This is a genomic window from Microbacterium sp. ISL-59, from assembly GCF_018613945.1.
GTDB lineage: Bacteria > Actinomycetota > Actinomycetes > Actinomycetales > Microbacteriaceae > Microbacterium > Microbacterium oxydans_B.
Genome location: NZ_JAGGPG010000002.1, coordinates 19,850 through 42,275, shown reverse-complemented (window position 1 = coordinate 42,275; position 22,426 = coordinate 19,850). Strand labels below are relative to the sequence as shown.

General features: G+C 69.7%; 22 protein-coding genes. 8 read left to right on the top strand and 14 right to left on the bottom strand.

Annotation, left to right across the window (positions count from 1 at the left end):
- Nucleotides 1-28 precede the first annotated feature (28 nt).
- Genes hpaE through J7E45_RS04380 form a run of 3 tightly spaced genes read right to left on the bottom strand, consistent with a single transcriptional unit; the run spans nt 29 to nt 3,722 of the window.
- Complete coding sequence (hpaE, locus tag J7E45_RS04390) at nt 29-1,525, bottom strand: 5-carboxymethyl-2-hydroxymuconate semialdehyde dehydrogenase (protein ID WP_215067410.1); 1,497 nt, start codon at nt 1,523-1,525, stop codon at nt 29-31.
- Nucleotides 1,522-2,205 (bottom strand): GntR family transcriptional regulator, encoded by a 684-nt coding sequence (locus tag J7E45_RS04385; RefSeq protein ID WP_215067408.1) that lies wholly within the window; start codon nt 2,203-2,205, stop codon nt 1,522-1,524. The genes hpaE and J7E45_RS04385 overlap by 4 nt, the downstream gene beginning before the upstream one ends.
- The gene (locus tag J7E45_RS04380; protein ID WP_215067406.1) at nt 2,202-3,722 is read right to left on the bottom strand and encodes a fumarylacetoacetate hydrolase family protein; all 1,521 of its coding nucleotides are present in this window, start codon (nt 3,720-3,722) and stop codon (nt 2,202-2,204) included. The genes J7E45_RS04385 and J7E45_RS04380 overlap by 4 nt, the downstream gene beginning before the upstream one ends.
- A gap of 154 nt (nt 3,723-3,876) precedes the next feature.
- Between J7E45_RS04380 and J7E45_RS04375 the strand changes: the two genes are divergently transcribed.
- Nucleotides 3,877-5,256 (top strand): MFS transporter, encoded by a 1,380-nt coding sequence (locus tag J7E45_RS04375; protein WP_215067404.1) that lies wholly within the window; start codon nt 3,877-3,879, stop codon nt 5,254-5,256.
- 86 nt (nt 5,257-5,342) lie between these two features.
- Here the strand turns inward: J7E45_RS04375 and J7E45_RS04370 are convergent, their stop codons facing one another.
- Nucleotides 5,343-6,053 (bottom strand): IclR family transcriptional regulator, encoded by a 711-nt coding sequence (locus J7E45_RS04370; RefSeq protein ID WP_215067402.1) that lies wholly within the window; start codon nt 6,051-6,053, stop codon nt 5,343-5,345.
- A 145-nt stretch (nt 6,054-6,198) separates the two neighbouring features.
- Here J7E45_RS04370 and J7E45_RS04365 point away from each other — a divergent pair, with 145 nt between their 5' ends.
- The 5 genes from J7E45_RS04365 to J7E45_RS04345 all read left to right on the top strand — a co-directional run bounded on the left by J7E45_RS04365 (nt 6,199) and on the right by J7E45_RS04345 (nt 11,765).
- Nucleotides 6,199-8,070: an FAD-dependent monooxygenase gene (locus J7E45_RS04365; RefSeq protein ID WP_215067400.1), complete on the top strand. Its 1,872-nt coding sequence runs from the start codon at nt 6,199-6,201 to the stop codon at nt 8,068-8,070.
- 83 nt (nt 8,071-8,153) lie between these two features.
- Entirely contained in the window at nt 8,154-9,128 is a 975-nt protein-coding gene (locus tag J7E45_RS04360; RefSeq protein ID WP_215067398.1) for an ABC transporter ATP-binding protein, read from the top strand.
- A 1-nt stretch (nt 9,129) separates the two neighbouring features.
- Complete coding sequence (locus J7E45_RS04355) at nt 9,130-9,885, top strand: ABC transporter permease (protein ID WP_215067396.1); 756 nt, start codon at nt 9,130-9,132, stop codon at nt 9,883-9,885.
- A gap of 39 nt (nt 9,886-9,924) precedes the next feature.
- Nucleotides 9,925-11,139, top strand: coding sequence for a sensor histidine kinase (locus J7E45_RS04350; RefSeq protein ID WP_215067394.1), 1,215 nt, complete (start codon nt 9,925-9,927; stop codon nt 11,137-11,139).
- On the top strand, nt 11,136-11,765 hold the full coding sequence (locus J7E45_RS04345; protein ID WP_215067392.1) for a response regulator transcription factor: 630 nt from the start codon (nt 11,136-11,138) through the stop codon (nt 11,763-11,765). The genes J7E45_RS04350 and J7E45_RS04345 overlap by 4 nt, the downstream gene beginning before the upstream one ends.
- Before the next feature lie 3 nt (nt 11,766-11,768).
- Here the strand turns inward: J7E45_RS04345 and J7E45_RS04340 are convergent, their stop codons facing one another.
- A complete protein-coding gene (locus J7E45_RS04340; RefSeq protein WP_215067390.1) occupies nt 11,769-12,956 on the bottom strand; it encodes a hypothetical protein in 1,188 nt (395 codons plus the stop codon).
- Between the two features lie 125 nt (nt 12,957-13,081).
- Between J7E45_RS04340 and J7E45_RS04335 the strand changes: the two genes are divergently transcribed.
- Entirely contained in the window at nt 13,082-13,462 is a 381-nt protein-coding gene (locus J7E45_RS04335; protein ID WP_215067387.1) for a VOC family protein, read from the top strand.
- On the opposite strand, the gene J7E45_RS04330 is transcribed toward J7E45_RS04335, so the two are convergent.
- Nucleotides 13,459-13,887 (bottom strand): VOC family protein, encoded by a 429-nt coding sequence (locus J7E45_RS04330; RefSeq protein ID WP_215067385.1) that lies wholly within the window; start codon nt 13,885-13,887, stop codon nt 13,459-13,461. The genes J7E45_RS04335 and J7E45_RS04330 overlap by 4 nt on opposite strands.
- A 21-nt stretch (nt 13,888-13,908) precedes the next feature.
- On the bottom strand, nt 13,909-15,558 hold the full coding sequence (locus tag J7E45_RS04325; RefSeq protein ID WP_215067383.1) for a thiamine pyrophosphate-binding protein: 1,650 nt from the start codon (nt 15,556-15,558) through the stop codon (nt 13,909-13,911).
- Nucleotides 15,559-15,720: 162 nt separating this feature from the next.
- On the opposite strand from J7E45_RS04325, the gene J7E45_RS04320 reads away from it, so the two are divergent.
- Nucleotides 15,721-16,230: a phosphoribosyltransferase gene (locus J7E45_RS04320; RefSeq protein ID WP_091034642.1), complete on the top strand. Its 510-nt coding sequence runs from the start codon at nt 15,721-15,723 to the stop codon at nt 16,228-16,230.
- Nucleotides 16,231-16,249: 19 nt separating this feature from the next.
- Here J7E45_RS04320 and J7E45_RS04315 read toward each other — a convergent pair whose 3' ends face one another.
- The 7 genes from J7E45_RS04315 to paaA are packed head-to-tail and all read right to left on the bottom strand — an operon-like array spanning nt 16,250 to nt 22,383.
- A complete protein-coding gene (locus tag J7E45_RS04315; RefSeq protein WP_215067381.1) occupies nt 16,250-17,773 on the bottom strand; it encodes an ATP-dependent DNA ligase in 1,524 nt (507 codons plus the stop codon).
- 46 nt (nt 17,774-17,819) lie between these two features.
- Nucleotides 17,820-18,590, bottom strand: coding sequence for an enoyl-CoA hydratase/isomerase family protein (locus J7E45_RS04310; RefSeq protein ID WP_215067379.1), 771 nt, complete (start codon nt 18,588-18,590; stop codon nt 17,820-17,822).
- 12 nt (nt 18,591-18,602) lie between these two features.
- A complete protein-coding gene (gene paaE / locus J7E45_RS04305; protein ID WP_215067377.1) occupies nt 18,603-19,766 on the bottom strand; it encodes a 1,2-phenylacetyl-CoA epoxidase subunit PaaE in 1,164 nt (387 codons plus the stop codon).
- Between the two features lies 1 nt (nt 19,767).
- The gene (gene paaD, locus J7E45_RS04300) at nt 19,768-20,262 is read right to left on the bottom strand and encodes a 1,2-phenylacetyl-CoA epoxidase subunit PaaD (RefSeq protein ID WP_215067375.1); all 495 of its coding nucleotides are present in this window, start codon (nt 20,260-20,262) and stop codon (nt 19,768-19,770) included.
- Complete coding sequence (paaC, locus tag J7E45_RS04295; protein WP_215067373.1) at nt 20,256-21,107, bottom strand: 1,2-phenylacetyl-CoA epoxidase subunit PaaC; 852 nt, start codon at nt 21,105-21,107, stop codon at nt 20,256-20,258. The genes paaD and paaC overlap by 7 nt, the downstream gene beginning before the upstream one ends.
- A complete protein-coding gene (gene paaB / locus J7E45_RS04290) occupies nt 21,104-21,409 on the bottom strand; it encodes a 1,2-phenylacetyl-CoA epoxidase subunit PaaB (protein ID WP_091034626.1) in 306 nt (101 codons plus the stop codon). Before paaB ends, paaC begins: the two co-directional genes overlap by 4 nt.
- On the bottom strand, nt 21,409-22,383 hold the full coding sequence (gene paaA, locus J7E45_RS04285) for a 1,2-phenylacetyl-CoA epoxidase subunit PaaA (protein ID WP_091035850.1): 975 nt from the start codon (nt 22,381-22,383) through the stop codon (nt 21,409-21,411). Before paaA ends, paaB begins: the two co-directional genes overlap by 1 nt.
- Nucleotides 22,384-22,426 lie beyond the last annotated feature (43 nt).

Below are 22,426 nucleotides of genomic sequence, written 5' to 3'. Positions count from 1 at the left end.
CGTCCTTGCGTGATCGGGCAGACGGGTTTCAGTTCTTGCCGAAGGTCGGGTTGTGGGCACCGCCGAGCGTGATGTGCACGCTCTGCTGGTCGGTGTAGAAGTCGATCGAGCGGTAGCCGCCCTCGTGCCCGAGGCCCGAGGCCTTCACACCGCCGAACGGGGTGCGGAGGTCGCGCACGTTGTTGCTGTTCAGCCACACCATGCCCGCCTCGACCGACTGCGCGAAGTTGTGTGCGCGCTTCAGATCGTTGGTCCAGATGTAGGCCGCGAGCCCGTACTTGGTGTTGTTCGCGAGGGACAGCGCCTCCTCGTCGGAGTCGAACGGTGTGATCGCGACGACCGGGCCGAAGATCTCCTCCTGGAAGATCCGGGCGTCGGGGGAGACGTCGGCGAACACGGTCGGTGCGACGAAGTTGCCCTCGTCGAAGCCCTCGGGGCGACCACCGCCGGCGACCAGACGCCCCTCGTTCTTGCCGATCTCGACGTAGCTCATCACCTTCTCGTAGTGCTCGGGGTGCACGAGCGCGCCGACCTCGGTGGCCGGGTCGTGCGGGTAGCCGACCTTGACGCGCTTCGCCTGTGCGGCGTAGCGCTCGACGAACTCCTCGTAGATGGAACGCTCGACGAGGATGCGGGATCCGGCCGTGCAGCGCTCGCCGTTGAGGGAGAAGACGCCGAAGATCGTGGCGTCGACCGCGGCCTCGAGGTCGGCATCGGCGAAGACGACGGCGGGGGACTTACCGCCGAGCTCCATCGACAGGCCCTTGAGGAAGGGCGCGGCGTTGCCGAAGATCAGCTGACCGGTCGAGCTCTCGCCCGTGAACGAGATGAGCGGCACGTCGGGGTGCTTCACGAGCGCGTCGCCCGCGTCTTCGCCGAGGCCGTTCACGAGGTTGAAGACACCCTGGGGGAGGCCTGCCTCCTCGAAGATGCCGGCCCAGAGGGAGGCCGACAGCGGAGTGAACTCGGCGGGCTTGAGCACGACCGTGTTGCCGGTCGCCAGCGCGGGGCCGAGCTTCCACGACTCGAGCATGAAGGGCGTGTTCCACGGGGTGATGAGGCCGGCGACGCCGATCGGCTTGCGGTTCACGTAGTTCATCTGGCGCCCGGGCACCTTGAAGGCGTCATCGGACTGCGCGACGATCAGGTCGGCGAAGAAGCGGAAGTTCTCGGCGGCGCGGCGGGCCTGGCCCAGCGCCTGCGTGATCGGAAGGCCGGAGTCGTATGACTCCAGCTCGGCGAGGCGCGCGTCGCGGGACTCGACCAGGTCGGCGATCTTGTGCAGCACCCGCGAGCGCTCGCGAGGGAGCATCCGGGGCCAGGGCCCCTCGTCGAACGCGCGTTTGGCGGCGGAGACGGCGAGCTCGATGTCGGCCTTCTTGCCGGCGGCGGCCGTCGTGTAGGTCTGGTTGGTGACCGGGTCGAGCACGTCGAAGGTGTCGCCGTCGACGGAATCGACGAATGCACCGTCGATGTAGTGCTGGATGTGGTCGGGGAGGTCTGCGGGGATGCGCGAATCGGTCATGAGTCTTCTCCGGTCGTCGGGGCGGAACGGGCGTGCAGGGCGTCGAGGAACGCGTCCATCGTGCGCCAGCGGTGGTTGCGGGCAGCGAGTTCGATCTCGAGCGGGTCGGCGCCCGCGCGGATGAGTTCGAGGATCTGGGTGTGCTCCTCGACCGAGTGCCTGGCGCGCCCGGGGACCGACGCGAAGGTCGTGTCGCGGATGCCGGAGAGCCGCGACCAGCCGCGGTGCACGAGGTCGAGCAGATGGGGGTTGGGGCACGGCTCGAACAGCACCGAGTGGAACTGGCGGTTGAGTTCGGTGAAGGCGTGGGCGTCGAGGTGGTCGAGCATCTGCGCCATGCGCTCGTTGATGCGGGCGGCCTCGTCGAGGGCGGCCTCGTCGAGCAGGGGAGCGGAGAGCGCGGTGGCGCACCCCTCGACCAGGCCGAGCGTCTGCATCGTGTGGGCGTACTCGCTCTCGTCGACGAGTGTCACCCGCGCGCCCACGTTGCGCTCGAAGGTGACGAGACCTTCGGCTTCGAGGCGGCGGATCGCCTCGCGCACAGGGACGACGCTCATCTTGAGGTCTTCGGCGATCGAGCCCAGCACCAACCGGTAGCCGGGGCTGAACATGTGTCCCGTGATGCGCGAGCGGATCCACTCGTACGCGACCTCGGACTTGCTGGCCGTCGTCATCGTCATCGGGAGCTCCGGTGGGCCGTGGCCTCCTCGTAGCGGGCGCGCCACTCGGCGTTGAGCGGGAACAGGCCGTCTACCGGGTGGCCGGCGGCGACCTGTTCGGCGATCCACGCGTCTTCGACCTCCTGCGCGACCGCGTCCGCCGCGACCTCGGCTGCCAGGGCCGGCGGGATGACGATCACGCCGTCGCTGTCGCCGACGATGATGTCGCCCGGCTGCACGGTCGCGCCCCCGCAGGAGATGGTGACATCCACGTCCCACGGCACGTGTTTGCGGCCGAGGACCGACGGGTGCGCGCCCTGCGAGAACACGGGGAGTCCGATCTCAGCGACCGCGTCGAAGTCGCGGACCCCGCCGTCGGTCACGACGCCGGCAGCACCGCGGGCCTTCGCGCGCAGGGCGAGGATGTCGCCCAGTGTGCCGGTGGTGGCATCGCCGCGGGCCTCGATCACGATGATCTCGCCATCATCCACAGCGTCGAACGCCCGCTTCTGGGCGTTGTACCCGCCGCCGTGGGCCTTGAACAGGTCTTCGCGGAACGGCACGAACCGCAGGGTCTTCGCGGTGCCGACGATCTTGCTGCCGGGGATGTTCACCGACACCCCGTCGATGAAGCAGGAGTGGTGTCCGCGCTTGCGGAGCTGGGCCGAGAGTCCCGCTGTCGGAGCCTCGAGCAGCTGGGCGCGCAGCTCGGGGGAGAGGCGTGAAGGGTCAGGAATCGCCGCGTCGGCAGGGGTGGGCGGGGCATTCTGCGACCCCTCACCGGTGGGGGGCGCGAGCCCGGCGGCCTCGGCCGAGCCCCACGCCTCGGTGCGCTGCAGATCGTCGACGGCGGGGAGCGACCCGAGGTCGCCGTCGAACGGGACGTCGCCCTGGGTCACGGTGGTGACCAGGCGGCCGGAGGTCGGTGCGCCGGGAGCATCGGGAGCATCCACCTCGACCTCCACGACGTCGCCGGGGACGATGACCGAGGATCCCGCGGGGGTGCCCGTGAGGATGACGTCGCCCGGCTCGAGCGTGAAGTGCTGGGAGAGGTCGGCGACGAGTTGCGCGAGCGGGAAGATGAGCCCTGCCGTGGTGTCGTCCTGGCGGAGTTCGCCGTTGACCCAGGAGCGCACGCGAAGGGCGGTGGGGTCGACGGTGCGGGCATCGATCAGGTCGGGGCCGAGAGGGGTGTAGCCGTCGCCGCCCTTGGACCGGACGTTCGAGCCCTTGTCGTTCGCGCGCAGGTCGTACAGTCCGAGATCGTTCGAAGCGGTGACCCACCCCACGTGGGACCAGGCGTCGTCGAGGGAGACGCGCCGGGCGGCGGTGCCGATGACGAGGGCGACCTCACCCTCGAAGGCGAGCAACTCGGTGCCGACGGGACGCTCGACCGAGCCGCCGGAGACACCGACGGAACTGGCCGGCTTGAAGAAATAGGAGGGGGCGGCGGGACGCCTGCCGCGCTGATCGGCGCGGGAGGCATAGCTCAAATGAATCGCGATGATCTTGCCGGGGCGGTCGATGGTATCCGTCACGGGGCGCCTCCTCGCGCTCGTCTGCGTGGTCGTGCAGGACGCCTTGTGCGTCGTATTCGAAATCATATATCATCGGTTCACCCCTCGGCAAGCACTCCGGATCCGCATCCGCTGCACGCCGTGACAATGCGGTCACAACCAAAGGAGACACCCCATGAGCGGGCAGTCACAGGATGGGTTCACACCCACCGGAACCATCGCGACAGCGGCCGATCGGCGCCGCGTCGTCTTCGCCACGGTCGTCGGCACCACCGTCGAGTGGTACGACTTCTTCATCTACGCGACGGCGGTCGGACTCGTGTTCGGCCAGCTGTTCTTCGAGCCGCTCGGCGCGGACAGTGCGCTCATCGCCTTCGCCACCGTCGGCGTGAGCTTCCTCTTCCGGCCGCTCGGCGCGTTCCTCGCCGGACACTACGGCGACAAGCTCGGACGCAAGACCGTGCTCATGTGGACGCTGATCCTGATGGGTGCGGCGACCGCCCTCATCGGCCTGCTCCCGACATACGAGACGATCGGCATCATGGCGCCGATCTTGCTGGTGCTCCTGCGCATCATCCAGGGCATCTCGGCCGGTGGCGAGTGGGGCGGCGCCGTGCTGATGGCCGTCGAGCACGCACCGCGCAAGAAGCGCGGCATCTTCGGGGCTTCGCCGCAGATCGGCGTTCCCCTCGGCCTGCTGCTCGCCTCCGGCGTGATGGCGTTGATGACCGTGATCGCCCCCGGCGACCAGTTCGCGATCTGGGGCTGGCGTGTGCCGTTCCTCCTCAGCGTGGTACTGATCCTCGTCGGGTACTACGTACGCCGCAAGGTCGAGGAGAGCCCGGTCTTCACCGAGCTCGCCGCGCGCAAGGAGAAGGCGCGGATGCCGATCGCGCAGCTGTTCCGCAAGCACCTGCTGCTCGTGATCATCGCCGCGCTCGTGTTCGCCGGCAACAACGCGGTCGGCTACATGACCACGGGCGGGTACATCCAGGGCTACGCCACGAACCCGGAGGGGTCGATCGGCCTCGAGCGCGGTCCGGTGCTCTGGGCTGTCGCAGGCTCCGCGGTGACATGGCTGCTCACGACACTCCTGGCCGGCTGGCTGTCCGACCGCATCGGGCGCCGCACGACGTACGTCATCGGCTGGGTGCTGCAGCTGGTCGGCGTGTTCACGCTGTTCCCGCTCGTGAACACCGGTGAGATCGGCCTGCTGTTCGCGGGTCTCGCGATCCTGACGATCGGCCTTGGTTTCACCTACGGTCCGCAGGCGGCGCTCTACGCCGAGCTGTTCCCCGCCAGCATCCGGTTCTCGGGTGTCTCCATCTCGTATGCGATCGGTGCCATCGCCGGTGGGGCCTTCGCGCCGACCATCGCCACGGCCATCGTGAGCGCCACGGGCTCGACCGACGCCGTCACCTGGTACCTCGCCGGGATGACGCTGATCGGCCTGGTCGCCACGCTCCTGCTGCGCGACCGCTCCGGCATCCCGCTCGGGCCGGATCACGAGGAAGAGCAGTCCGTCAGCCCGATCTACGGACTCGCGAAGGCCTGAGCCGGCTGCTCGCGGCATCCGATCGAGAGCGTGCGTCCCGAGTGGGCGCACGCTCTCGTCGTTCCGCCCCCGCCGCGACCGGGTGATCAGCCGTCGAGCGCCTCGCGGATGACGGCGGCCGAGCGGTGCAGTCGCGCGGCGATCTGGGCGTCGTCGAGATCCGTCGCCACATGCACCACGGCGATCGCGGCCAGGCGCTGACTCCGCAGGACCAGCGGCACGGCCACGGACTGCACCATGGGGATGACCTCGTCGTGACTGGTGGCATAGCCGCGGATTCTGGTGGCCTCCACGTCGGCGGGCAGTGACGCGGGAGCTTCGGCGGGCCATTCGGCGCTCGGCAGCTGGGCGAGGATCGCCTTGCCAGGAGCGCCGACGGTGATCGGATGCCGAGCGCCGGGGCGCTGGGCGACGCTCGCGACGGCGTGCCGCGGTTCGACGCTGGCCAGCGTGATGCACTCGGCGCCGTCGAGCACGGCGAGGAAGCACGTCATCCCGAGCTCGTTGGCGATCGCGGTGAGCTCGGGGAGCGCCTCGGCCTGCAGATCGTGCGCGACACCGGCCGCGAGTGCCGCCATGCGGGCGCCGAGGCTCACCGCCCCCGCCGCATCCCGCGTGACGAGCCCGTGATCCTCGAGAGTGCGCAGCAGGCGATACGCGATCGAGCGGTGCACGCCGAGACGGGTCGCGATCTCATCGATCGTGAGGGGGCCGCGGGCGTCGGCGAGCACTTCGAGGATGCGGATGCCGCGACTCAGTGTCTGCGAGGCGGGGGAGGCGCTCGGCGTCTCGGGCATGCGTGCGCTCCCTTGCGATCACCGGCACAGCGGTTTAAGCTGTGTTCAATAGTAGAACAGTGTGTTCGAATATAGAACACATCACCCCTGAGCGCAAGACCCGTAGCGCAGGACCGACGAAGAAGTCCGGAAGGAATCGACGACGATGCAGTTCCACCACCACGGCTACGTCTCCGCAGACCCCCGCATGCAGGACGCCGCCGGCGTCGGGCTCGACCGGCCGACCGACCTCCCCGATGAGATCGACGTGCTGATCGTCGGTTCCGGACCGGCCGGGATGCTCCTCGCCGCCCAGATGTCGCAGTACCCCGGCATCTCCACCCGCATCATCGAGAAGCGCGACGGCCGCCTCCCGTTGGGACAGGCCGACGGGATCCAGCCGCGCAGTGTCGAGACCTTCCAGGCGTTCGGATTCGCCGAGCGGATCATCGCCGAGGCCTACAACATCGGCTGGATGAACTTCTGGGGCCCGAACCCCGACAAGCGCGACGAGATCGTCCGCACCTCGCGCACCGCCGACTACGCCTACGACATCTGCGAGTTCCCGCACCTGATCGTCAATCAGGCGCGCGTGCTGGACTACTTCGCCGAGGCGGCCGCGAACGGCCCCGGCCGCATCGCCCCCGACTACGGGGTCGAGTTCGTGGGGCTCACCGTGCACGAGGAGGGTGAGTACCCGGTCGAGGTGCGCATCCGCTACGTCGCAGGCGAGCGCGCAGGGGAGGAGCGGACGATCCGCGCCAAGTTCGTCGCCGGGTGCGACGGCGCTCGCAGCGGCGTGCGACAGGCGATCGGGCGCACGCACGTCGGCGCCTCCGCTGCGCACGCGTGGGGTGTTATGGACGTGCTCGTCAACACCGACTTCCCGGACTGGCGGACCAAGTGCGCCATCAACTCCGAAGCGGGCAATATCCTGCACATCCCGCGGGAGGGCGGCTACCTCTCCCGCATGTACATCGACCTGGGCGAGGTCGCCGCCGACGACGACCACCGGGTGCGGCAGACGCCGATCGAGGAGATCATCCGCCGCGCCAACGAGATCCTCCACCCCTACACCCTCGATGTGCGCGAGGTCGCCTGGCACAGCGTCTACGAGGTCGGCCACCGCGTCACCGACGGGTTCGACGACGTGATCGACGAGTCGGGACGCACACCGCGCGTGTTCCTCACCGGCGACGCCTGCCACACGCACAGCGCCAAGGCAGGCCAGGGCATGAACGTCTCGATGCAGGACGGCTTCAACCTCGGCTGGAAGCTCGGCTCGGTGCTCACCGGCCGCGCCCCGGAGGCGCTGCTGGCGACGTACGGCGCGGAACGACGTCCGGTGGCGCAGCAGCTCATCGACTTCGATCGCGAATGGTCGAGCCTGATGGCGCGCAAGCCCGAGGAGATCTCCGACCCCGGCGACCTCGCGACCTACTACCTCGCGACGGCCGAGTTCCCGTCGGGCTTCATGACGCAGTACACCTCGTCGATGATCACCGGCGCCGACGCCCACCAGGCGCTCGCCGTCGGCTACCCCCTCGGCAAGCGCTTCAAGTCGGCCGAGGTCATGCGCGTGGGCGACGGTAACGTCACCCACCTCGGACACCACGCGAAGGCGGACGGCCGCTGGCGCGTCTACGCCTTCGGCGACCGCACCGGCGAGGCGCTCGCCGCCTGGGCAGCGGAGGCCGCTCCGTTGTTCGCGCGCTTCACTCCCGCGGATGCCGACGTCGACGCCGTGTTCGATGTGAAGGCCGTGTACCAGCAGTCCTTCGAGGAGGTGGAGGTCACCTCGGCGCCGGCCCTGTTCCAGCCGAAGACGGGTCCGCTCGGCCTCACCGACTGGGAGAAGGTCTATGCGGCGGGCCCCAGCAAGTGGTGCGAGACCGACATCTTCGCGGCACGTGAGCTCTCACGTGACGGCGTGGTGGTCGTCGTGCGACCCGACCAGTACGTCGCCGCCGTCCTGCCGCTGGATGCGGTGGACGAGTTCGCAGGCTTCCTCGACGGGGCACTGCTCCCGGCGCGCTGAATCTCCTCGGCATGACACGTGTCATGCCGAGGAGATGACACCTCCCTCCGGCGTCGTGATGCTCATCCCGCGAGGCTGGAGGCATGAACAACTCCTCCGTGGACGGGTCGGCGACGCGGGTCACCGCGCGTCCGGCATCCGAAGCCCCGAACCATGATCCGGTCGTCCTCGAACTGAAGGGCGTCACGCGCCACTTCGGCTCGGGCGACCGCCGTGTGCAGGCCGTCGGCGGGGTCGACCTGTCGATCCGCCGCGGCGAGGTCGTCGCGCTGCTCGGACCGAACGGCGCGGGCAAGACGACGACTCTCGACATGCTCCTCGGGCTCACGCAGCCCAGTAGCGGCAGCGTCCGGGTGCTCGGCGTCACGCCGGAGCAGGCGACCTCGAGCGGAGCGATCGGCGCGGTGCTGCAGACCGGCGGCCTGCTGGGCGACCTGACCGTGGGCGAGACCGTGCGCCTCATCGCCTCGCTGTACGGAGCGGAAGCGGCCGCCCGGGTGCCCGAGGTCATGGCCCGCGCCGACCTCGAACACCTCGTCCGCCGCCGCGTGTCCAAGTGCTCGGGGGGAGAACAGCAGCGGGTGAAGTTCGCGCTCGCGATGGTGTCCGACCCCGACATCCTCGTGCTCGACGAGCCCACGGCCGGGATGGACGTCACGGCCCGGCGGCACTTCTGGGACGTGATGCGGGCCGATGCGGATGCCGGACGCACGATCATCTTCGCCACGCACTACCTGGAGGAGGCGGAGCAGTTCGCCCGTCGGACCGTGGTGATGCACCGCGGCGCCGTCGTCGCGGATGCGCCCACCGCGCTGCTGCGAGCGAGCCTCGGGGAGCGGAGCGTATCCGCGACGGTCGGAGAGGACGGAGCGGCGCTCGTCGCGACGCTGAGCGCGACAGAAGGCGTGGTCGACGTGCGGCTCGACGGAGATCGTCTCAGCCTGCGGGCCGCGGACTCCGACGCCGCCGCCCGCATCCTGCTCGAACACGGCGCTCACGACCTGGAGATCGCCGCACCCACCCTCGAAACCGCCTTCACGGCTCTGACGGAGAACTGACATGCTCGTCTCACCCACCATGCTGCGCATCGAAGGCGTCCGCCAGCTGCGCAACCCTTACACGCTCGCGTTCACCCTGGCGATGCCGGTCGCGATGTACCTGCTGTTCGGAGCCGGGATGGGCTTCGGCTCGCTCTCGGCCGGGCACGGCAACGTCTCGTTCTACGTGATGACCTCGATGGCCGCGTACGGCACGGCGGTCGCGATGAGCTCTCTGACCTCGCTCGCCGCGACCGAGGCGAAGCAGGGCTGGGGGCGCCAACTCGCCATGACGCCGCTGACGACCGCGGGCTATGCGCTGACGAAACTGCTCACCTCCGTCGCCTTCGCGGCGCTGGCACTGGTGGCGGTCTTCGCCGCAGGCATGATGACCGGCGCGGAGGTCGAGGACGGCTGGCGCTGGGTGGCGACCGCGGGCATCATCCTCGGCATCGGCCTGATGTACGGACTGTTCGGGCTCGGTGTCGGCCTGTTCTTCAGCTCCGACTCGGCCGCGGCGCTCGCCTCGATCTCGATGACGTTCTTCGCGTTCTTCGGCAACGTCTTCATGCCCCTCGACGGGGTGATGCTCGACATCGCCCGGTTCACACCTCTCTACGGCTTCGTCGCCCTGAGCCGCTGGCCGTTGACCGACGGCACTCTCACCACGGGACAGACGGATGAGCTGTGGATGCTGTTCCTCAACGTCGCCGTGTGGCTCGCACTGTTCGTACTGCTGGTCACCATGGGCATGAAGCGCTCCCGGGCGCGGCAGTAAGACGCCGGCCGGATCGGGCGACGACAGTAGGTTGGACGGATGACGCAGCACTCGAAGCGGGCCTCCTCGGAAGCATCCGAGGAGGCCCGGCGGTTCGCCGCCCTGGGAGCACCGCCGGCCGCGTGGTCGGCTCCCGGTGCGCGGGCCCCGCGTGGGCCGGTGGGAAAGGATCCCTGGGCGCGGTTCGGCTGGCTGATGGCCGTGATCTGGCTGGTCTTCCTCGTGTACCCGGTGATCGCACTGCTGCGTTCCGAGGCGCCGCTCGCGTGGATCGTCGTCGGCTGGATCGCACTGGTCGTCTTCGTCGTGCTGTACGTGACCGGTTTCATGCACGGCATGCGGGGCGGTGGAGGATTGGGGAGGCCGCCGTCGACACGACAGTGGGCCACGTTCGTGGTCCTCATCGTCTGCGTGCTGGTCTCGGTGCCGGCCGAGGGCGGATCGGCGCTCAGCTTCCTGCCGTTCATCATGTCGTTCGCCTCGTACGGGCTGACGCGCGTGTGGCACTGGATCACGACAGCCGCAGCCGTGATCGTCGCGGCTCTGTGTGTGTTCCTCCTTCCCGGAGGCCTCAGCTACCTCTCGGTGCTGGCGATCATCGGGCTGCTCGGCGTGGTGAACACGGTGTCGACGTGGCTCATCATCCGCTCCGCTGAGGCCGAAGAGCTGGGGCTCGAGCTGGCCACGAGCGAAGGGCGTGAAGCCGTCGCTCGCGACGTGCACGACCTGATCGGCCACTCGCTGACCGTCGTCGGACTCAAGGCGCAGCTCGTGCGCCGCCTCATGGACTCCGATCCGGAGCGCGCCAAGGCCGAGCTCGCCGACATCGAGCGGCTGACGGCGGAGGCGATCGCCGGCGTGCGGTCGTCGGTGGCAGGTGCGCGGGCGACGACGCTCGTCGAGCAGCTCACCTCGTCGCGGGATTCGCTCCGTGCGGCGGACATTGACCTGCGAGTCGACGGCGAGCCGGCGGCCTTGTCACCCGTGCAGGCGATCACCGCGAGCTGGATCCTGCGCGAGGCGACGACCAACGTGCTGCGTCATTCGGGGGCCCGCACGGTGCGGGTGCTGCTGGCGCCGGGGCGCCTGGTGGTCGAAGACGACGGAATCGGCGTGGCGGAGGGCGCGGGTGATGGCACCGGCAACGGCATCCGCGGCATGCGCGAACGCGCCGCGGAGGCGGGTGCCGGTTTCGTGATCGCCGCGGCGCGGGAAACAGGCGCGTCGGGTACCCGCGTGGAGGTGACGTGGTGACGACCGCCGGGGAGGTCGGCGGCATCCGGCTGCTGATCGCGGATGACCAGGCGCTGGTGCGCGGGGCGCTGGGCGCGCTGCTCGATCTGGAGCCGGACCTCACCGTGATCGGCATGGCCTCCGACGGTGCGGAGGCGCTGCGGCTCGCGGAAGAGCTTCGGCCGGATGTGTGTCTGATGGACATCCAGATGCCGGGCATGGACGGTGTGGAGGCGACGCGCCGCATCCGCGAGGTGAGCGCGGAGACGCGCATCCTCGTCGTGACCACCTTCGCGCGCCCCGGTTATCTGCGCTCGGCGCTGGATGCCGGAGCAAGCGGGTTCATCGTGAAGGACACTCCTGCCGAGCAGTTGGCGGAGGCCGTGCGCCGGGTGCATTCCGGGCTGCGCGTGCTGGATCCGGCGCTCGCGGCCGACAGCCTGTTCGACGGCGCGAATCCGCTGAGCGACAGGGAGCGTCAGGTGCTGCGCCTGGCTGCCGACGGCCGGCCGGCCGCGGCGATCGCGGCGGAGGTGTTCCTGTCGGCCGGAACCGTGCGGAACCATCTCTCGGCGGCGATCGGGAAGACGGGCGCGGCGAACCGGGCGCAGGCCGTGCGGATCGCACTCGACAAGGGCTGGATCTGACGCTCAGCCGTCTGCAGCGGATGCCGTCTGTGCGCGCTGTGCCGCGGCCTGCTTCTGCCGTGCGAGCCAGGTGTGGCCGGCGATCGCGGCCCTGACCTCGGCGGAGTAGTCTCTTCCGCCGTCCGGGTGACGCAAGAGGTTCCTCCCGTGGAAGGGAGACTCCTCCCGGTGCGGCCCGCTGCGGTCGATGCGCCGGGCGAGGTCGGTGAGGCTGTCGCGGCCGGCTTCGCGGTACTCCTTGCGCTCGGCCTCATCCAGGCGGATCAGGCACGAGTCGTCGGCCATCGAGGTGATCGTGTACCGGGAGTCGAGGTACAGGTCGTCGTGCTGTTCGACCAGGAACCACAGGCCCGGCTCATGATCGACGTAGCGCATCGCATCGCGCACCTCGGCGACGCGAGCAGCGTCGCCCCACTCCTCGACGGGCGGGATCGCTTCGAGAGGCCGTTGCATCGCGGCATCCAGCGGGTGGTACCCGACTGTCGGAGGGGCGTCGCGATACAGAGTGAGGCAGGCGACCCGGCCGCACGCGGTGCACGCGACCTGGCTCTCCACCCGCTCCATCAGGGCGGAGGCGTGCAGCAGGCGGAGGTCGGCGAGGCTGACCGCTCCGCTGGACTCCTTGAGGACTCCTGCTTCGACCCCGGCCACGAGAGCGTCGACGGTGCCGTCCACATCGAAGGAGCCATCGCCGGTGCGCACGATCAGCTTGCGGCACACCGGGCAGTCCTCGTCGGCCGGACGGCACGTCTCCTTCGGATCGTCCAGGGTGAACGCCACCCGCTGCAGGTCTCCGGCTCGACGGCCCCCGTGCTTCACGAACTCCGGGCGCAGATACGCTGCCTCGAGGACGAAGTAGCGGTCCCCGTCGGCGAACCTCCAGGGGACGTCGAAGATCGCCTTGAACTCGGCGAAGGTGGCATCGTTGTCGACCCCCGGGATCCACTCCGCGGCGTCGAGGCCACGCGGAGCGAACGGCGTCGGCGTGAGATGCAGGATCACGGCGATCACCGCGTCGTCGTGCAGCACGATCTCTCCGCCCGACTCGAACCGCAGATGCTGTGAGAGCACGGCGGGCTCCCCGATCCGGCGCTCGGTGGTCGCCACGGGGTCGCCGCCGAACGCATCGATCAGGCGACGCACGGGGGCGTCGTTACGTGCCAGGCAGAGGGCGTCGAGAATCAGGGGCATCCGGTCATGCTCTCGACGTCGCGTCACCCGACCAGTATCGGTCACCGACCGCTCTGGTGCGATGTCGGTGGCCGCGCGTACCGTGGACGCCGATGGGCGACGGCGCCCGACAGGAGGAGTGCGTGATGGATTGGAAGATCGAACTCATCTTCGTCCCGGTCTCGGATGTCGACCGGTCGAAGGCCTTCTACGAGAAGATCGGCTTCAACGCCGACCATGACCAGACGCCCGTCGAGGGGCTGCGGTTCGTGCAGATGACTCCACCGGGCTCAGCCTGCTCGATCGCCTTCGGCACGGGCCTCGGGAACGATCTGGAACCGGGGCAGCAGAACACGATCCAGGTCGTGGTGCCCGACGCCGATGAGGCGCTGGCGCACCTGCGAGGTCTCGGCGTAGAGGCGCAAGGTGTGGAAGACCTGGACTGGGGGCGGTTCGTGTCCTTCGACGACCCCGACGGCAATACCTGGACGCTGCAGGAACTGCCCGACTACGGAGCTCAGGGCTAGACGGCGGTGGTCGCCGGCGTCTGCGTCCGTGTCGACGCGACATCGGCGACCACCTCGACCTTGAAGCCCGCGGCGTTCTCGAGCCAACCCGCGTAGTGCTGTTCGCCGCCGGCGTGCGGGTAGCGCTCGGCGTAGAGAGGGAGCCAACCGTGCATCGGGGCCTCGGCCATGAGCGCATCCACAGCAGCGGAGTCGCCACCGTGGAACGCCAGATGGTTGAGCCCGGCGCGGCGGCGGTCGTGCGCGGCATCCGACAGGTTCGGCGAGGTCGTGAAGGTGAGGTAGGTCCCGCCCGCAGCCCAGGATTCCCCGTCGGACCATTCGCTGTCGAGCGTGAAGCCCAGACGATCGAGGATCCAGCGCCATTCCTTGCGCACGGCATCGAGGTCGGCGACCCACAGTTCGACGTGATGGAGACCCGGCATCATCCGAGTCTGCCAGTCGCGTCAGGAGTTCACGCGGATGATCTCCTGCTGGTAGGGCGCGATGACATCCCCGGAGATACGCAGGTCGAGGAGCAGGAAGCGGCGGGTGGAGGCATCCTCGGCGGCCCAGCTCTCGAGCCTGTCGAGGTCGGCGAGCGTGCGCACCACCACTCCCTCGGCGCCGACGGCGGCGCCGAACGCGGCGAAGTCCACTTCGGGGATGCGCATGGGGCCCTCGGCCAGGCCCTTGAGACCGTACAGGTTCACCTCGGCGCCGTACGCCGCGTCGTTCCAGACGACGGCCATGCCCCGGCCACCGGCCGCGCGGACCGCAGATTCGAGGTCGGCGATCGCCATCAGCCCGCCGCCGTCGCCGGAGGTGAGTACGACGGTCGATTCGCGCCTGGCCAGAGCGGCCCCGACGACGCTCGGCCAGCCCTGCCCGATGGACTGGAATGCCGTGCCGATCATCATCATGCGGTCGGGGGCGGCGACCGGCCAGTACATGTTCGCCCAGCCGATGAAGTGGCCGCCATCGGACACCACGATGCGGTCCTCGGGAAGCAGCTCGGCGATGCGACGCGCGGCCGACCGCGGGTCGAGGCGTCCATCGGTGGCGAGTTCGTCGCCGGCGTCGTAGATGCGGGCCGCCGCGACGTCGACGCTCTCCCGCCACGGGCTCGACGACAGGGAACCACCGAGCCGGGACACGAGAGCCTCGGCGGCCAGGCGGGCGTCCGCGCGTACGAATCCGCCGACGTGGGCATGGGTGGCGGCGGGGGCGATGTCGACCTGGAAGACCCGCGTCCCCGGCGCGAAGAGTTCGCCGAACCGCATCGTGAACTGGTTCAGGGAGGCGCCGAACACCACGGCGACATCGGCTGTGCGCACGAGTTCCATCGCGCCGTCCGCGCCGAAGCCGCCGGTGACGCCGAGGTCGTACTGCGTGTCGGGGAAGACACCCCGTCCGAGAGCCGAGGACGCGGTCAACGCGCCGGTCGCCGCGGCGAGCTCGCCCAGCGACGTGCTGGCGCCGGAGAGCCATGCGCCGCGGCCGGCGAGGAGGAACGGGCGCTGGGCGGTGCGCAGAGCATCAGCGATCTCGTCGAGCATCCCCTCGGCGAACTCCCCACGCGGCGCGAGCGGAGCGGGCACCCGCGGCGACGGGGCCGCCGGAACGTCGCCGGCTTCGAGCGCCGCGACGTCGTAGGGGATGGCGAGGACGACCGGGACGCGGTAGGTCAGGGCGTGCTCGATGGCGATGATCGTGGTGGCTGCGGCATCCGCTCGGCCGACCGTATAGGTGCGGGCGCCGACGGCGGAGGCGAGCGCGATCTGGTCGACGTCCCACGGGCGCGGGCCGGACGTGGGCTCGTCGCCGACCACGAGCACGAGGGGGACATGCGCCTGCACGGCCTCGGCCAGGGCAGTCAGCGTGTTGGTGAACCCGGCGCCGTACGTCGAGGTGCCCGCGGCGATGCGCCCGGACGCGCGGAAGTGGGCATCGGCGGCGACCACGGCGCCCTGCTCGTGGCGGACGGCGGTGAAGGAGGCATCCGTCTGCGTCTCGATGGCGTCGAGGAAGTAGGCGTTGCCGTTGCCCATCACGCCGAACACGGAGTCGATGTGCTGAGCGAGAGTGAGGGCGACGTGCGCGGAGACGGTGGGCATGCGAAAGCCTTTCGAGACAGGGACGGAGGAAATGCGGATCCGTATGTGTCTCGCCTCCGCGTCTTCGCGAAGTGCTTCGTGCCTCTTTTTCAGGCACCGGCCGGGCCGGACCCGCTCAGTCTAGCGGCGAGAGTGCATACCAGGATGCGAGAGAATGCAGAGATGACGGATGCGGCGCTCGAGCGCGAGACACTGACCTGGGACGGCTTCGGAGCAGCGACACGAGAGCTGGCGCGGAGCATCCTCGCCACCGGCTTCGAGCCGGAGGTGGTCGTGGCGATCGCACGCGGCGGCCTGCTCCCGGCCGGAGCCATCGCGTACGGGCTCGGTGCCAAGAACTGCGGAGCGATCAACGTCGAGTTCTACACCGGGATCGGCACGGTACTCGATGCGCCCGAGGTGCTTCCGCCCGAGCTCGACATGGCATACCTCGACGGGCGCCGGGTGCTGCTGGTCGACGACGTGGCCGACTCGGGGCGCACGCTCGCGCTGGCCGTGCAGCTGCTGCAGGAGAAGGGCGCCGATGTGCGGTCGGTCACGATCTACACCAAGCCCTCGACGATCATCCAGCCCGACTTCGCCTGGAAGGACACCGACCTGTGGATCAACTTCCCGTGGTCGTTCCAGGGCACGGTGCGCGAAGAGGATCTGGGGCTCGCACCCTCAGCCTGAGCCACGGTCACCCGTCGGTTCATCCCCGCAGCAGCGACCGCAGCGTCTGGATCGTGTCGGCTTCGGCCGCGGTCTTGTCCGGACGGTAGCCCTTCACCCGGGCGAAGCGCAGCGCGATGCCACCCGGATATCGCGGGGAGCGCTGCACACCGTCGATCGCGATCTCGACGACGATGTCGGGGCGCACGAACACGGCGGATGCCGTGCGGTGCGACTCGTGCTCGGGGAACTCGGCGGTCTGCCACCGCAGCAGCTCGTCGGTGAGTCCTTTGAACGTCTTGCCCACCATGACGAACCCGCCGGGGTCGCCGAACTCGCCGTCGGGGTCGCGCGCGCCGAGATGTAGGTTCGAGAGCCAGCCCCGACGACGCCCCGAGCCCCACTCCGCGCCCAGGACCACCAGGTCGAAGGTCAGCACCGGCTTGACCTTGACCCACGACTTGCCGCGGCGCCCGGCGGCGTAGGGGGCGTCGATCGCCTTGACCACGACACCCTCGTGTCCGGCGGCGAGGGCGTCGCGTGACAGCTGCTCGGCGGCATCGGCATCGGCCGTGACGATGCCGGGCATCCGCCATTCGCCGGCCACGCGTTCCAGCTCGGACAGCCGCGTCGAGAGCGGCTCGTCGAGCAGGTCGCGTCCGTCGACGTGCAGCACGTCGAAGAACCAGGGCCGCAGCACGAGCTCCCGCGAGACCTCGGCCCCGAACCGCGACATGGTCTCCTGGAACGGTCGCGGCCCGCCGTCTTCGTCGAGCGACAGCGTCTCGCCGTCGAGGATGATGTCGTGCACCGGCAGTGACTGAACGATCTCGACGATCTCGGGCACGCGGTGGGTGATGTCGGCGAGGCTCCGCGTATAGACGCCGACCTCGTCGCCATGACGATGCACCTGGATCCGGGCCCCGTCGAGCTTGTACTCGACGGACGCTTCACCGGTGACCTGCAGCGCCTCCGACGCGGTCGCCGCCGTCGACGCCAGCATCGGCAGCACCGGTCGCCCGACCTGGAGCCCGACCGCCTCGAGGTCGCCTTCAGCCCCCGTGAGGGCGATGCGCGCGGTCTCACCGAGGTCGCCCGACAGCATCGCCGCCCGTCGGACGAGAGCCGCCGGACGGTCGGCCGCCCGGGCGATCGCGTCGAGGAGGACGCCCGACAGTGCGCCGGTGCGCAGCTCGCCGAGCATCGCACGCACCAGGAAGTCCCACTCGGCCGCGGTCGCTCGTGAGCCGAGATCGATGAGGATGCCGGTGCGGCCCGCCGCCGAGCCCGAACCGGACGTCGAGGCGAGGGCATCGAGCGAGTCGTCGACATCGCCGACCGTCAGGGTGGAGTCGTCGGAGTGGGCGATCTCGATGGCCGAGAGCCCGCGCCATCCGACGCCCAGCCTGCCCTGGCGCGGTGCCGCGAGGAGGAGACCCACGACGATCGGGAGCTCGGAGGTATCGGCGCGCGCGAGGAGCTCGGCGAGAGCATCGATCTTGGCGAGCCGGGACGATGTGGCGCCGACGCGGTCGGTCGTGGTGACGAGCTCTGCGAGCTTCATCCGAGCATTCTCGCACCGGCCTCCGACATCGGGTCGGTGCCGCGTCTCAGCGGCCGCGGAACTCGGGCTTCCGCTTCTCCTGGAAGGCGGCGAACCCTTCGCGGTAGTCATCGGTGTCGCACAGGGCGGCCTGCGCCGCGTTCTCGATGCCGACCGCGTCCCACAGCGCGAGCCGCTCGTCGCGGATGCGGGCGATCAGTTCCTTGCTCGCCAGGAACGCCGCCGTGGCGCCGCGGGCGGCCGTCGCGGCGGCGTCCGTCGTCGCCTGGACGACCTCGTCGTCAGGGAAGACCCGCGAGAACAGGCCCGATGCCACGGCCTCCGCTCCGCTCATCAGACGTCCCGTGTAGATGAGGTCGAGCGTCTTGTGCGCCCCGAGCCGGTCGAGGAAGAGCGCATGGCCGCCGGAGTCGAGGGTCGCACCGAGCGCGGCGAACGGGGAGCCGATCTTCGCGGACTCGGCGACGTAGACGACATCGGTCGCGATCAACAGGCCGAGGCCGACGCCGAGACAGGCGCCGTGCGCGACCGCGAAGGTCGGCGCAGGGAACCGCGCCATCCGCTGCAGCAGCGGGGTGACGAGCCCGCCGAGGTAGCCGAGTACATCGTCGTTCCGCGGGTCGACGCCCGAGATGTCCCGGCCGGCGCAGAACGCACGCCCCTCACCGCGGAGCACCAGCGCGCGCACGCCGGCGACCTCCGCGGCCCCGTAGGCGGCATCCAACTCGGCCAGCGCCCGCTCGTCGAGAGCATTGAGCTTCGCCGGCGCATTCAGCACGATCGTCGCGACGTCGTCGGCGACGGTGAGGTCGATCATGAGGGCTCCTGGTCAGACGTCGTAGTCGACGACCACACGGTCGCTGGTCGGGTGGGACTGGCAGGTGAGGACGAACCCGCGTTCGAGCTCGTCCGGCTCCAGGGCGTAGTTCTCGGTCATCGTGACGCTGCCCTCGAGTACCCGCGCGCGACAGGTGCCGCAGACCCCACCCGCACAGGCGAAGGGCGCATCGGGGCGCACGCGCAGCGCGGCGTTCAGCACCGACTCGTGCGCGTCGACCGGGCTCTCGACCGTCGACGAGACACCGTCGAGGGTGACCTCGATCCGCACAGTCTTCTCGCCGGCGCGCACCTGCACCGGTCGGGCCGCGCGCGCGGGCTCGTCGCCGGTCGTGAAGAGCTCGAAGCGGATGTGCGACCGGTCGACGCCGAGGTCGGCGAGCACCTCGCGACAGAGGTCGACGAGGGCGAGCGGTCCGCACAGGAACCACTCGTCGACGGTGGACGGCGGGATGAGCGTGCCGAGGATCGTGCGCAGCTTCGCGTCGTCGATCCGCCCCGACATCACCGGGGCCGCCCGCTGCTCGCGGGAGAGCACGTGGTGCAGCACGAGCCGCGTCGGGTATCGATCCTTGAGGTCGGCGAGGTCCTCGAGGAACATCACGTCCAGCGTCGCCCGGTTCGTGTAGAGCAGCGTGAACCGCGATGTGTCCGACCGGGTGAGCACCGTGTGCGCGAGCGCCATCAGCGGCGTGATGCCGGAGCCGGCGGCGATCCCGACCACGTGCCGGTCGTCGAGGTCGGGAAGCGCCGAGGTGAACGTGCCCTGCGGGCTCATCACGTCGATCTCGAATCCGGGCTGGAGTCCGGTCTGCGCCCACGTCGAGAACAGCCCGCCCTCGTCGCGCTTCACCGCGACGCTGAGGCGCGTGTCCTGCCCGTCATCGCGGTGCTCCGGCGCGCGGCACAGCGAATAGGAACGCCGCACCTCGACCCCGTCGAGGGTCGTGCGCAGGGCGACGTACTGGCCGGGCAGATGGTCGTACTCGGCGGCCAGGGCGGCGGGCACCGTGAACGTGACCTCGACCGCGTCGTCGGTGAGCGGACGCACGTCCTCGACCGTGAGCGTGTGGAAGCGGGCGCGCTTTCGAGGAGCGGTCTCGCGGGCGGTCGTCGCGCGGGGGACGGATGCCGGCGCGGACGTGAAGAGCGACATGTCAGTGCACCTTGAAGTGGTCGAAGGGCTCGAGGCAGGCCCGGCATTCGAACAGCGCCTTGCACGAGGTGGAGCCGAAGTGGGAGACCTCACGGGTGTCGAGGGAGCCGCACCGCGGGCAGCGCACGCTCAGCGAGAGCCGGATCGGTCCGGTCGACACCGCGGCGCGGCCGGACGGCGGGGCGATGCCGTAGGCGGCGAGCTTGGCCCTACCGGCATCCGACATCCAGTCGGTCGTCCAGGCGGGGGAGAGGACGAGGCGCACCTCGACCCGGTCGTATCCCGCCGCCGTGAGCGCGAGGATGACGTCGTCGCGGATCGTGTCCATCGCTGGGCAGCCGCTGTAGGTCGGGGTGATGTCGACCCGCACGCGATCGCCGTCCGCCTCGACCGCGCGGAGCACACCGAGGTCCTCGATCGTGAGGACGGGCACCTCGGGGTCGGGGACCGCAGCGGCGATGCGCCAGGCATCCTGGGTCGGAGTGAGGGTCACCATGACGCCCCCGGATGCCGGCGTGCGAGCACCTGCATCTCGGCGAGGATGTGGCCGAGCGGCGTCGCGTGGGCACCGTGCCGTCCGCCGGCAGAGGATGCCGCGACCGCCGGGACTGACAGCTCCGCCTCGGCGAAGACCGTGTCGACCACGCCGTCGAATCCGGCTCGGAGGCTCGACGGGCGCACCGCGGCATCACCGAGACGATCGATCAGGTCGTCGTCGCGGAACATCTCATCGACATACGGCCAGACGTCGCCGATCGCACGGATGATCCGGGTACGGGACTCCTCGGTGCCCCCGGCGAGGCGCAATATCCACTGCACGGCGTGATCCCGGTGGTAGTCGACCTCTTTGAGGGACTTCTCCGCGATCGCCGCGAACGTCTCGTCGCTGCTCGCCCGGAGGGCCGAATAGAGCTCGAACATGTATGTCGCCACCACGAACTGCCGGGCGATCGTCTGGGCGAAGTCGCCGTTGGGCTGCTGCACGATCCAGGCGCACCGGAACTCGGGCTCGTCGCGGAAGAAGGCCAGGTCGTCTTCGCTGCGCCCGTCGTACGACCCCGCGTAGTGCAGGAAGGAGCGCGCGTGCCCGAGCAAGTCGAGGGCGATGTTCCCGAGGGCGACGTCTTCTTCGAGTTCGGGGGCGCGGGAGATCCAGGCGCCCAATTGCTGGGAGAGGATGAGCGCGTCGTCACCGAGGCGCAGCGCATACTCCGCGATGTCGGCCGATGCGGCGACGGCGCCGGTGCCCGAGAGTTCCTGCGAGAGACGGAGCTCGTCGACCGAGACGTCGCCGTGGACGTCGATGTCCTCGTGCGCGGTGTTCGGGTGCGCGGTGCTCACAGGTGCGGCACCCCCTCGGAGGCCGTGTAGTACACGGCGTGGCGGTAGTTCTTGCCGACGGGGCTCTCGAAGTAGGCGCCCTTGGCGTCGGGGTCGCTCGTCGTGATCGCCTCTGCCGGTGCGACCCAGATCGAGACGCCCTCGCCGCGGCGAGTGTAGAGGTCGCGGGCGTTGCGGATCGCCATCTCGGCATCCGGGGCGTGCAGCGAACCGACGTGCACGTGGCTCAGTCCGCGGTTCGCGCGGACGAACACCTCCCACAGCGGCCAGGGTTCGCGTTCGTCGGCACCCGGAGTCGCCATCACGCCACCGCCTTCGTCTTCAGGGACTGCTTGCGTGCATACTCGGCCGCGGCCTCCCGCACCCAGGCGCCCTCTTCATGCGCGGTGCGACGGCGCTCCAGCCTCTCGGCGTTGCACGGACCGTTGCCGCGCAGCACTTCGAAGAACTCGTCCCAGTCGATCTCGCCGATCACGTACTGCCCGGTCGCCTCGTCGAAACGCAGGTCGGGATCGGGCAGGGTCACGCCGAGGATCTCGGCCTGCGGCACGAGCATCCCGACGAAGCGCTGACGCAGCTCGTCGTTCGTGAAGCGCTTGATCTTCCACTTCATCGACTGCGCGGAGTTCGGGGACTGGTCGTCGGGCGGCCCGAACATCGCCAGGCTCGGCCAGTACCAGCGGTTCACGGCATCCTGTGCCATCTCGCGCTGCTCGTCGGTGCCGCGCATCAGGGAGAGCAGGATCTCGAAGCCCTGGCGCTGGTGGAACGACTCCTCCTTGCAGACCCGCACCATCGCGCGTCCGTAGGGGCCGTACGACGCCCGGCACAGCGGGACCTGGTTGCAGATCGCCGCACCGTCGACGAGCCAGCCGATCGCGCCCATGTCGGCCCAGGTCGGGGTCGGGTAGTTGAAGATCGACGAGTACTTGGCCTTGCCGCTGATGAGCTGGTCCATCATCTCGTCGCGAGTGGTGCCCAGGGTCTGCGCGGCGGAGTAGAGGTAGAGGCCGTGGCCCGCTTCGTCCTGCACCTTGGCCATCAGGATCGCTTTGCGCTTGAGGCTCGGGGCGCGCGTGATCCAGTTGCCCTCGGGCTGCATGCCGATGATCTCGGAGTGCGCGTGCTGGGAGATCTGGCGCACCAGGGTCTTGCGGTAGGCGTCGGGCATCCAGTCGCGCGGCTCGATGCGCTGCTCGTTCGCGATGAGTTCGTCGAAGAGACGCTCCTCATCGGAGATCTCGCCCACGAGGGACAGGTCTGCGGGACTGGTCATCATCGACTCCTCGGCATCAGGCCATCTTTACTGACCGATCGTT